The sequence below is a fragment of the Loktanella sp. F6476L genome (assembly GCF_023015725.1).
GTDB lineage: Bacteria > Pseudomonadota > Alphaproteobacteria > Rhodobacterales > Rhodobacteraceae > Yoonia.
Window position 1 is genome coordinate 1 of record NZ_JALKAR010000027.1, and the last position, 9,923, is coordinate 9,923.

Sequence of the window (9,923 nt, forward strand, 5' to 3'; positions counted from 1 at the left end):
CACAGTTCTACTTCCGTACAACTGACGTGACAGGCACTGTTGTTCTTCCAGAAGGCACAGAAATGGTCATGCCGGGCGACAACCTGAAGTTCAACGTTGAACTGATCGCTCCAATCGCCATGGAAGACGGCCTCCGCTTCGCGATCCGCGAAGGTGGCCGTACTGTTGGCGCCGGCGTTGTGTCTAAGATTGTTGAGTAATCAATGACGCCTCGCAAGAGGTAACAAGTCTAGAAAAGGCCGCGCCAAAAATGACGCGGCCTTTTTGTTTGGGGGAGGTATTCAACCCTTCAACGAATTGAATAGGTCACGCTGCGTTGTTCTGCATAGCTTCTTGTTCAGGCTGGTTTCGTGAAACCTGAAAGTACTCTGAAATTTCCGACAGTTTCGAAGCACTCACATTAAGCGACTGCCCGCCACGCGTTACCGTATCGACCATTGCGGCATTTTGCTGCGTGACGCGATCCAAACTCGCAACCCCTACGTTGATTTCGGTAAGTGAGCCGGATTGTTCGGCAACACTGCCCGCGATCTTTGCGGTAACTTCGTTGATATGGGTCATACGGCCCACAATCCTTGTCAGAGCTTCACCTGCTTTATTTACTAGCGATACCCCACGGGCGACTTCGGCCGTACTACTATCAATCAACTGCTGCGTTTTCTGTGATGCTTCGGTCGATCGTTGGGCAAGTGCCCGTACTTCAGATGCAACGACTGCAAAGCCCCGCCCAGCGTCGCCCGCTCGGGCTGCTTCAACACCGGCATTTAGTGCCAAAAGGTTTGTTTGGAACGCAATTCCATTGATGACTTCGATGATTTCGGAAATGGACCCTGATGAGGTTTCAATTTGGGCCATCGCTTGCGCGGCTTGTGCCACAATCGGGCCGCTGCTTGTCGCGTCGGTTTCGGCCTCTGAAACGATATTCTTGACACTTTCTGCATCGTTGGCGGCTGCCTTCACACTTGATGTCAGTTCGTCCAATGCGGCGGCGGTTTCTTCAAGCGTCGCGGCTTGGTTTTCTGTGCGAAGTTGCAGGTCATTGGATGCCTTGAACATGTCATCAGCGTCGCTCTGAATGGCGGCGGAATTCGTGATAAGTGTGGTAACGACGCCTGATAGATGCCGGATGGAATTGTTATAATTATTCCGCAAAGGTTCGAATTCCGCCGCAAATGGAATGTCGATAGTCTTCGTCAAGTCCCCCTGAGCAAGGCCTGTCAGCGCCTCGTTCAGTTTTGCGACGACTTTGTCGCGTTCGCTTTGTTGGCGTTGGATGTTTCGCGCCGCTTCGTCGCTGGCGTCTAATTGGTCGCGGAAAGAGACAAGTGTATTTGCGATGTCACCGATTTCATCGGCGCGATGGGTGTCCCTGATCTTTGTATCAGTGTGCCGTCCAGCGACGTTTTCCATGGCGCTCCGAAGTCGCGAAAGCGGTGTTGTCACGCTCGAAGCAAAGAGCAGTCCAATGCCACCCGAGACACAGACAGTCGCCAACCCGATAATCGTCATGATATTGCGCAGCTGGATCGCGGGTGCAATGACTTCTGCGGTGTCAATTTCAGCGACCAATAACCAGTCAAAATCAAAGACGCGAATTGGTCGCAATATGGATATCACGTTTTCACCACGGTACCCGGCAACATTGACGAGCGTGGAACCGTCTGTGTTTGCAAATGCTTCCAGACGTTGGGTGTCGACAAAGTTTCCCAGAACGTCTGGTCCGTTATCAAACCGGGATCCCGATCGCGCATTGCCGTTCTGCCCGACCGCAATAATGTCGCCTGTGTTTTGCAGACCAGCTGGATTGCTCAGAATTTCTGTGGGGATGTCATCAGGAAGCTGTACGGCGAATACACCGATTGTGTCACCCCATTCACTGACAATCTTGGTTGCCAGAAATGCAGCTGGTGCCCCATGGCTTGGTTCGTATGCCGAATAATCGACTGACGACAGCGTATTGTCGTCCTGGTCCATCAATTGGCGAACCAGCGTTGCAAGGCCACTATCAGCATACGGCCCCGTCACGATGTTGGTCGCAAAGTCGGATTCTTTCTCAGTCGAATAGATCAGATCGCCGGCCAAATTGAACAGGAAGATGTCATAATATCCATCGCGTTCGGCGATGTCCGCAAAGAATGGGTGCAACCGTTCATGTTGCAGATGATAGCGATGCGGCGCATCTGGTTTCAGAAGGAGATCACGATCGCCAAATGGGTGCGGGTTGTTTGTGATGTAGACCTCTTGCAAGGTCCCTGTCGGATCATCGCCCATCAGTCGAAACGTGTTCGTAAAACTCAGCGCTGCATCGCGAACGGTTGGGTCGGCACTATAACTTTCGACAAGGCTTTCGATATTCGCCGCCCATCTTTCGATCTGGGAGGCGCGTTCGATCATGAGGACATCGATCGTGTCTTTTGCGAGTGCCTGTAGGGTTTGCCGAGATTGCAGGTAGGCAGAGACAGAAATGGATGCACCAACAAGAAGGCATAGTGCGATGATGACAATGGGGAGTTTAACGGATATCTTGACCGAGTTGAGCACGCGCGCACCTTTGAACAATTTTCGACACCCTAGGCCGGAAATGTTGCTAATTGTTTTACGTTGCTCGGGTGATGTCAAAAACGGTCTTGCCACATCCTCCGACTCCCCCTATAGCACCCCAATCCAATGAGGGTACGCCATGCGTGCCCTCTTTCCGTTGGACTAAAAGACGCGATGAGGGCCTGCGATGGGCGTAAGTCTTCCTCTCCGTTCTAGACCCTAAATTTAGGGGTGATGTCACATGGCCGCACAAAGCCAAAACATCCGTATTCGCCTGAAGGCGTTTGATTACCGGGTGCTTGATGCAAGTACACAGGAAATCGTTTCCACAGCAAAGCGTACAGGGGCCTCCGTTCGCGGACCAATCCCGCTTCCGAATAAAATCGAGAAGTTCACCGTTCTGCGTGGCCCGCACATCGACAAGAAATCCCGCGATCAGTTTGAGATCCGGACGCACAAGCGTCTTCTCGACATCGTAGACCCAACACCACAGACAGTAGACGCGCTGATGAAGCTCGACCTGGCTGCGGGCGTTGACGTCCAGATTTCCGTATAAGGAGTAGAATATTATGCTCCGTTCCGGAATTATCGCAAAGAAACTGGGTATGACCCGGTTGTTTATGGAAGACGGCAAGCAGATCCCTGTGACTGTGCTTTCCCTCGAAAACCTGCAAGTTGTTGCACAGCGTACAACGGACAAAGACGGTTACGTCGCTGTTCAGTTGGGTGCCGGTGCTGCCAAAGCAAAGCGTACGTCTCAGGCGATGCGCGGTCACTTCGCTGCGGCGAAGGTTGAGCCAAAGCGCAAGCTGGCTGAATTCCGCGTTGCTGAAGAGAACATGATCGCTGTTGGCGAAGAAATCGCTGCAAACCACTACTTCGACGGCCAGTTCGTTGACGTATCCGGTACATCTATCGGTAAAGGTTTTGCCGGTGCGATGAAGCGTCACAACTTCGGCGGTTTGCGTGCGACACACGGTGTGTCCATCTCTCACCGTTCGCACGGTTCAACAGGTCAGTGTCAGGATCCAGGTCGCGTTTTCAAAGGTAAGAAAATGGCGGGCCACATGGGTGCTGCAAAAGTCACAACGCAGAACCTGCAAGTTGTGCGCACTGACGTTGAGCGTGGCTTGGTCATGATCAAAGGCGCTGTTCCCGGCTCCAAAGGTGGTTGGGTGACTGTTAAGGATGCGGTGAAAAAGCCAACTCCTGAAAACACAGTATACCCTGCTGGTTTGAAATCTGCGGCTGCTCCTGCGGCTGCTGCTGAAGTGGAGGCCGAGAACAATGAAGGCTGATGCAATCAATCTTGACGGTGGCAAAGCCGGGTCTGTTGACCTGAACGAAGCCATCTTCGGTCTGGAACCACGCAAGGACATCTTGCACCGTGTGGTTCGCTGGCAGCGTAACAAGGCAATGGCAGGCACACACGACGTGCTTGGTCGTTCCGAGGTTTCCTTCTCCACGAAGAAGATCTATCGCCAAAAAGGTACTGGTGGCGCACGTCACGGTTCCCGTGGTGCTCCGATCTTCCGCGGTGGTGGTACGTACAAAGGGCCAACACCACGGTCCCACGCACACGACCTGCCAAAGAAGTTCCGCAAGCTGGGTCTCAAGCACGCGCTGTCCGCTAAGGTCGCCGCTGGTGAGCTCGTCGTTGTTGAAAACATCGACATCAAAGACGCGAAAACATCCGCTGTAGCCAAGCAAGTTGGCGCATTGGGCTGGAAACGTGCCTTGATCATCGACGGTGCAACTGTGAACGCTGAGTTCGCACAAGCTGCGCGTAACATCGAAACACTGGACATCCTGCCATCGCAGGGCGCAAACGTGTATGACATCCTGAAGTCTGATACTTTGGTCATCACAAAAGCGGGTCTGGAAGCACTGGAGGCTCGTTTGTCATGAGCGCTAAGGCAGAACATTACGACGTGATCCGCAAGCCGATCATCACAGAGAAAGCAACAACAGCGTCTGAAAACAACGCTGTGGTTTTCGAAGTGGCAATCGACAGCAACAAACCACAGATCAAAGAAGCTGTTGAAGCGCTCTTTGGTGTGAAGGTGAAAGCGGTCAACACAACGATCACTAAAGGTAAAGTAAAGCGTTTCCGTGGCCAGCTTGGCACACGTAAAGACGTGAAAAAAGCCTATGTGACGCTGGTTGAAGGCAACACAATCGACGTATCCACTGGTCTGTAAGACTAGTCGTCGTTGAAATTGTGGAGGCCCTCGCAGTGATGCGGGGGCCTCTTTCCGTTGAAAGGGATACCATGTCCTTTCAACGCGTGCGCAAGGTCACATTGCCTGCAATGTGACAGCGGCACTCAGTCGTTATTGCTGGTTCCGCCCGTTCATTGGCTTTGTTGGCCGCCCAAGGTGTGGCCTTCTGCAACGCTTCTGGCAATTGCACCACGATCAATTTGGCTTGGCGGCGCATTCGAACGATGTCCCTGAATTTCATCCAATTTCTTCGCACGTCGGTTGGTGGCAATCAGCCAGACAACAAAAGCAGCAAAGCCAATCAACGCAATCGGGATAATAATCTGGTTGGCAGTCATTAAGGCATCCTCCGCTCATTCGTCTTTCAAACATGGTGACGCTGCAATCAACCACAAGGGCCAGCGTCTGCCCGTGGGGTGGCACCGGTGTCGTCCTTTACGGCCACTTTGTCCCAGCCAAGCATACTATAAGGTATGGGGCTGCGTGAGGCTCACAAAGCGCCAGCCCGCCGGGACGGGCAGACGCTGACCCGGCGCCTACGGCTTGATTCCGGGCTGGGCGGGTGAATTTCGTCGATTAGTAGTTACAGCTGAATTCATCGCCGAGTTGGCAGGCTTTATCAATATGCTCCTCCCAAACTTCTTTCGCTCCGCCCAAGGCCTCTATCACTAAACCGAGTTGTCGGCATGAAAGGCCGACTTCAAGATCGCAACCGAGTTCATAGTTGTAAGCTGCCTTCAAGTTGTTGCGCGGGACGCCCAATCCGTCCAAATGCATACTTCCTAGAGAATTACAGGCGGCACCATAACCGTCCATGCATTCGAGATCGAGTATCTGGCGCGCTCTTTGGTGATCAACGGCGACCCCTTTACCAAGCAAATAGCCGTTACCGACCGAGGTACACGCCTCACGATACCCAAGTTCGCACGCTCTTTCGAAGGCGACAAAAGCTTGAGCATTATCTTGTATCGTACCTCTGCCACTCTCATGAGCTACTCCAAGGTTGCTGCATCCTCGGGCATGTTCCAACTCGCACCCCTTGTCGTAGTATTCGAATGCCAATGTGTCCGATTGATGCACACCGTCTCCAACTTCATAATGGTAACCCAGTTGGGTACATCCAAATCCAGTGCCATCGTTGCACATTTTTTCGAATAACTTGGGGCTTGATATGAGCCGGGTCAGAATTGACCGAGAGTCTTGAGCGTGCGCAGAAAGCGAAAAGCATGCAACAAATACGGTGCCAAGCGTTATTCGGGATATTGTCTTCAATGGAAATTCTCCAAACCAAGCGAGGTAACCGCATACATTAGACATACCGCGTTGTTGAGATCAGTACCATATGTCACCTCCCCACTTGCCACCAAACCCCCTCCCAGCTATACGCCTCCAATCACCCGAGCCTCGGATTCGTTCCGGGGCTTTTGTGATGCAAAATCCGGGCACCTTCGGGGGCCTATAACATCAGGTTCCACGCATGTGGGACCGCCAAGCAAACGGAAGAAGCTAACATGGCACTTAAGTCGTATAAGCCGACGACGCCGGGCCAGCGCGGGCTGGTGCTGATCGACCGTTCGGAGCTTTGGAAAGGACGTCCAGTTAAGGCCCTTACACAAGGTCTTACAAAATCGGGCGGCCGGAACAACACCGGACGAATTACAATGCGTCGCATTGGTGGGGGTGCAAAGCGCCTTTACCGTATCGTAGATTTCAAGCGTAACAAGCTGGACATGTCCGCTGTTGTCGCACGGATCGAATATGACCCGAACCGGACAGCATTTATCGCTCTGATCCAGTACGAAGATGGCACACAGAACTACATTCTGGCCCCTCAGCGTCTGGCAATCGGTGACAAGGTGATCGCGTCTGCAAAGGCCGACATCAAGCCGGGTAACGCAATGCCGTTCTCAGGCATGCCTATCGGTACAATCGTACACAACATCGAACTGAAGCCTGGTAAAGGTGGTCAGATCGCACGTGCCGCTGGTACATACGCCCAATTCGTTGGTCGTGATGGTGGCTACGCGCAGATCCGTCTGTCTTCCGGTGAATTGCGTCTCGTCCGTCAGGAATGCATGGCGACAATCGGTGCCGTGTCCAACCCAGACAACTCCAACCAGAACTACGGTAAAGCCGGTCGTATGCGCCACAAGGGCGTTCGTCCGTCGGTTCGTGGTGTTGCGATGAACCCGATCGATCACCCACACGGTGGTGGTGAAGGCCGTACATCTGGTGGTCGTCATCCGGTTACTCCATGGGGTAAGCCGACCAAGGGTGCGCGTACACGTAACAAAAACAAAGCGTCGCAAAAGCTTATTATTCGCTCGCGTCACGCCAAGAAGAAGGGTCGTTAAGTATGGCTCGTTCCGTCTGGAAAGGCCCATTTGTGGACGCATATGTCCTCAAGAAGGCCGAAGCGACCCGCGAAAGCGGCCGCAACGAAGTGATCAAAATCTGGTCCCGTCGTTCTACAATCCTGCCTCAGTTCGTTGGTCTCACATTTGGTGTATACAACGGCAAGAAGCACATCCCTGTTAACATCACAGAAGACATGATTGGTCAGAAGTTCGGTGAATATTCCCCGACTCGGACTTACTACGGTCACGCTGCTGATAAAAAAGCGAAGCGGAAATAAGCCATGAGCAAGGATAAGAATCCCCGCCGCGTGGCCGACAACGAAGCACGTGCAAAACTGCGCATGCTGAAGACGTCCCCGCAGAAACTGAACCTCGTTGCTGGCTTGATCCGCGGTAAGAAAGTTGAAAAGGCCCTGACGGACCTGACTTTCTCTAAAAAGCGCGTATCAGAAGACGTGAAGAAATGCCTTCAGTCTGCAATCGCCAACGCTGAGAACAACCACAACCTTGACGTTGATGAACTGGTTGTTGCCGAAGCTTACGTCGGCAAAAACCTGATCATGAAGCGCGGTCGTCCACGGGCTCGTGGCCGTTTCGGCAAGATCATTAAGCCGTTCGCAGAAATCACCATCGTGGTGCGTCAAGTCGAGGAGCAAGCGTAATGGGTAACAAAGTAAACCCAATCGGCATGCGTCTTCAGGTCAACCGTACCTGGGACAGCCGTTGGTATGCAGATACCAAAGACTACGGTGACCTTCTTCTTGAAGATCTCGCCATCAAAGCGTTCATCAAGAAAGAATGCGCTCAGTCTGGCATCAGCCGCGTGATCATTGAACGTCCGCACAAAAAGTGCCGCGTTACAATCCACGCAGCGCGTCCAGGTGTGATCATCGGCAAGAAAGGTGCAGACATCGAAGGTCTGCGTCAGAAGCTGGCGAAACTCACTGCGTCTGAATTGCACCTCAACATCGTTGAAGTTCGCAAGCCAGAACTCGATGCAGCACTGGTTGCTGAAAACATCGGTCAGCAGCTCGAGCGTCGTGTGTCTTTCCGTCGTGCAATGAAACGTTCTGTTCAGAACTCCATGCGTATGGGCGCCCTCGGCATCCGTATCAACCTCGCCGGTCGTCTTGGCGGTGCTGAAATCGCGCGGACTGAATGGTACCGTGAGGGCCGCGTGCCGCTTCATACACTGCGCGCCGACATCGACTATGCTCACTACGAGGCGATGACGCCTTATGGGATCATCGGCATCAAGGTGTTTATCTACAAAGGTGACATCATGGAGCACGATCCATCTGCGCATGACCGTAAACACGCTGAGCTCCAAGAGGGTGCTATCCCTCGCGGCGCCGGCCGTCGCTAAGGAGATCTGAACAATGCTTCAGCCAAAGCGTACCAAACACCGTAAGCTTCACAAAGGCCGCATCCGCGGTGAAGCTAAGGGCGGCTCTGACATGAACTTTGGTTCATTTGGTCTTAAGGCCATCGAACCAGAGCGCATTACAGCCCGTCAAATCGAAGCTGCACGTCGTGCCATGACGCGTCACATGAAGCGTCAAGGTCGTGTGTGGATCCGTATCTTCCCAGACACTCCAGTGACGTCTAAGCCCGTCGAAGTGCGTATGGGTAAAGGTAAAGGTTCCATTGATTTTTGGGCATGTAAGGTCAAACCAGGCCGCGTCATGTTCGAAATTGACGGCGTATCTGAATCCGTTGCCCGCGAGGCCCTGCGCCTTGCAGCAATGAAATTGCCTATCAAAACACGTACAATCGTACGCGAAGATTGGTAATTTAAGCGGTCACTTCTGTGATCCTATAAAATTGGCCCCTTGCTGTGTGAACAGCAGGGGGCTTTTTTGTGCCGATGCAGTGGGTTGGGCGGCATTGGAACGTGGTGAAAAGGCAGCGTAATAAATACCGCCCTAAGACCATTACTGTTGACCAATTCGGCCCAAACTTGGCGCCACAGTTGTGTCCATCATTAAGTCGCCCTAAATCTGAACCGCGTCCTATTGCGAGATTTTTGTGTAATCGTTGATGCGTTCTCTGATGCGCACCCAACGTTCCCAATACTAATGAGTGAGCCTAACGATGACAGGGGAATCCCCTCGGAAATCTAAAATTTCTGCGCAAGCTATTCGTCATGGAAATATATTCTGGCCGGGGCGGGATGACGGTATCCAACGGCTCGACGATCGACCACTTGCTCCTGAAATTCTTGATCACGGAGTTGATATTGAAGCCTTCTTTGCGCTCTCGTCGCAAAGTCATCGGCAGCATGCGACCAACATAATTAAGCGGTACAAACGATTTCGCGCCTTCAACGCTGGTGTCGCTTTCCCAAACACGCTTGCCGTTGCAACAGATGTGCGAATTAGCAAAACGATCACGACAATAGGCAACAAATATTTCTTTAGCGGGGCGTCTGGCGGCAGAATGCTGGTCAAAATGACCCGTACAGATACGCCGAGCAAACAGAAGCGGCTCGAAAAGATAATCCAATCGTTCGAAAAAAGACGGGCGAAAAACGACTTGACGATCCCAATTGTAGACGGTGACGTGCGCAATTTGAACTTGGTCACAATGGCGAAGAACCTGTTCAACTTTTACCACTTCACGCTCGAAACGTTGCCAAGTCTCGCGTTGTACCGTGAATACAATTTGACCGGGTTGGACCTGTCGCGGTTTGATGCCGCTCCTTTGATAGCATTTACTGCAACAAAGGAGATGAACTATGGGACTGAAACGTACGGACGAATTTCGCCAAGATGCGGTGCGGATTGCATTGACCAGTGGGCTA

The 9,923-nt window shown here is 52.6% G+C and carries 12 protein-coding genes and 2 pseudogenes; 11 read left to right on the forward strand and 3 right to left on the reverse strand.

Annotation, left to right across the window (positions count from 1 at the left end):
* Positions 1-200, forward strand: a pseudogene (tuf, locus tag MWU61_RS19480) (elongation factor Tu); the annotation flags it as partial.
* Between the two features lie 106 nt (positions 201-306).
* Here tuf and MWU61_RS19485 read toward each other — a convergent pair.
* Positions 307-2,541 (reverse strand): methyl-accepting chemotaxis protein, encoded by a 2,235-nt coding sequence (locus tag MWU61_RS19485; protein WP_247130151.1) that lies wholly within the window; start codon positions 2,539-2,541, stop codon positions 307-309.
* 241 nt (positions 2,542-2,782) lie between these two features.
* Between MWU61_RS19485 and rpsJ the strand changes: the two genes are divergently transcribed.
* The 4 genes from rpsJ to MWU61_RS19505 are packed head-to-tail and all read left to right on the forward strand — an operon-like array spanning position 2,783 to position 4,742.
* Positions 2,783-3,097, forward strand: coding sequence for a 30S ribosomal protein S10 (gene rpsJ / locus MWU61_RS19490; RefSeq protein ID WP_089997330.1), 315 nt, complete (start codon positions 2,783-2,785; stop codon positions 3,095-3,097).
* Between the two features lie 13 nt (positions 3,098-3,110).
* On the forward strand, positions 3,111-3,839 hold the full coding sequence (rplC, locus tag MWU61_RS19495; RefSeq protein ID WP_247130152.1) for a 50S ribosomal protein L3: 729 nt from the start codon (positions 3,111-3,113) through the stop codon (positions 3,837-3,839).
* Complete coding sequence (gene rplD / locus MWU61_RS19500) at positions 3,829-4,449, forward strand: 50S ribosomal protein L4 (RefSeq protein ID WP_247130153.1); 621 nt, start codon at positions 3,829-3,831, stop codon at positions 4,447-4,449. Before rplC ends, rplD begins: the two co-directional genes overlap by 11 nt.
* The gene (locus tag MWU61_RS19505) at positions 4,446-4,742 is read left to right on the forward strand and encodes a 50S ribosomal protein L23 (RefSeq protein WP_247130154.1); all 297 of its coding nucleotides are present in this window, start codon (positions 4,446-4,448) and stop codon (positions 4,740-4,742) included. The genes rplD and MWU61_RS19505 overlap by 4 nt, the downstream gene beginning before the upstream one ends.
* A gap of 152 nt (positions 4,743-4,894) precedes the next feature.
* Here MWU61_RS19505 and MWU61_RS19510 read toward each other — a convergent pair whose 3' ends face one another.
* Together MWU61_RS19510 and MWU61_RS19515 are read right to left on the reverse strand one after the other, a co-directional pair.
* Positions 4,895-5,101, reverse strand: a complete 207-nt coding sequence (locus MWU61_RS19510) for a hypothetical protein (protein ID WP_247130155.1) — start codon at positions 5,099-5,101, stop codon at positions 4,895-4,897.
* Positions 5,102-5,339: 238 nt separating this feature from the next.
* Positions 5,340-6,035 carry a tetratricopeptide repeat protein gene (locus MWU61_RS19515; RefSeq protein ID WP_247130156.1) on the reverse strand — a complete coding sequence of 232 codons (696 nt, stop codon included), beginning with the start codon at positions 6,033-6,035 and terminating at the stop codon, positions 5,340-5,342.
* Positions 6,036-6,274: 239 nt separating this feature from the next.
* On the opposite strand from MWU61_RS19515, the gene rplB reads away from it, so the two are divergent.
* The 6 genes and pseudogenes from rplB to MWU61_RS19545 all read left to right on the forward strand — a co-directional run.
* Positions 6,275-7,117, forward strand: coding sequence for a 50S ribosomal protein L2 (gene rplB / locus MWU61_RS19520; protein WP_247130157.1), 843 nt, complete (start codon positions 6,275-6,277; stop codon positions 7,115-7,117).
* Between the two features lie 2 nt (positions 7,118-7,119).
* A complete protein-coding gene (rpsS, locus tag MWU61_RS19525) occupies positions 7,120-7,398 on the forward strand; it encodes a 30S ribosomal protein S19 (RefSeq protein ID WP_247130158.1) in 279 nt (92 codons plus the stop codon).
* A 3-nt stretch (positions 7,399-7,401) separates the two neighbouring features.
* Entirely contained in the window at positions 7,402-7,782 is a 381-nt protein-coding gene (rplV, locus tag MWU61_RS19530) for a 50S ribosomal protein L22 (protein ID WP_247130159.1), read from the forward strand.
* On the forward strand, positions 7,782-8,486 hold the full coding sequence (gene rpsC / locus MWU61_RS19535) for a 30S ribosomal protein S3 (protein ID WP_247130160.1): 705 nt from the start codon (positions 7,782-7,784) through the stop codon (positions 8,484-8,486). The genes rplV and rpsC overlap by 1 nt, the downstream gene beginning before the upstream one ends.
* Before the next feature lie 13 nt (positions 8,487-8,499).
* Positions 8,500-8,913 carry a 50S ribosomal protein L16 gene (rplP, locus tag MWU61_RS19540; protein ID WP_247130161.1) on the forward strand — a complete coding sequence of 138 codons (414 nt, stop codon included), beginning with the start codon at positions 8,500-8,502 and terminating at the stop codon, positions 8,911-8,913.
* Between the two features lie 301 nt (positions 8,914-9,214).
* Positions 9,215-9,923 (forward strand): annotated as a pseudogene (locus MWU61_RS19545) (hypothetical protein); the annotation flags it as partial.

Bases quoted from the DNA above. Each gene is read 5' to 3' on its own strand.
- rplB (WP_247130157.1), top strand. From the start codon at position 6,275: ATGGCACTTAAGTCGTATAAGCCGACGACGCCGGGCCAGCGCGGGCTG.
- MWU61_RS19510 (WP_247130155.1), bottom strand. From the start codon at position 5,101: ATGACTGCCAACCAGATTATTATCCCGATTGCGTTGATTGGCTTTGCT.
- rpsJ (WP_089997330.1), top strand. From the start codon at position 2,783: ATGGCCGCACAAAGCCAAAACATCCGTATTCGCCTGAAGGCGTTTGAT.
- MWU61_RS19505 (WP_247130154.1), top strand. From the start codon at position 4,446: ATGAGCGCTAAGGCAGAACATTACGACGTGATCCGCAAGCCGATCATC.
- rplC (WP_247130152.1), top strand. From the start codon at position 3,111: ATGCTCCGTTCCGGAATTATCGCAAAGAAACTGGGTATGACCCGGTTG.
- rpsC (WP_247130160.1), top strand. From the start codon at position 7,782: ATGGGTAACAAAGTAAACCCAATCGGCATGCGTCTTCAGGTCAACCGT.
- rplD (WP_247130153.1), top strand. From the start codon at position 3,829: ATGAAGGCTGATGCAATCAATCTTGACGGTGGCAAAGCCGGGTCTGTT.
- rplV (WP_247130159.1), top strand. From the start codon at position 7,402: ATGAGCAAGGATAAGAATCCCCGCCGCGTGGCCGACAACGAAGCACGT.
- rpsS (WP_247130158.1), top strand. From the start codon at position 7,120: ATGGCTCGTTCCGTCTGGAAAGGCCCATTTGTGGACGCATATGTCCTC.
- rplP (WP_247130161.1), top strand. From the start codon at position 8,500: ATGCTTCAGCCAAAGCGTACCAAACACCGTAAGCTTCACAAAGGCCGC.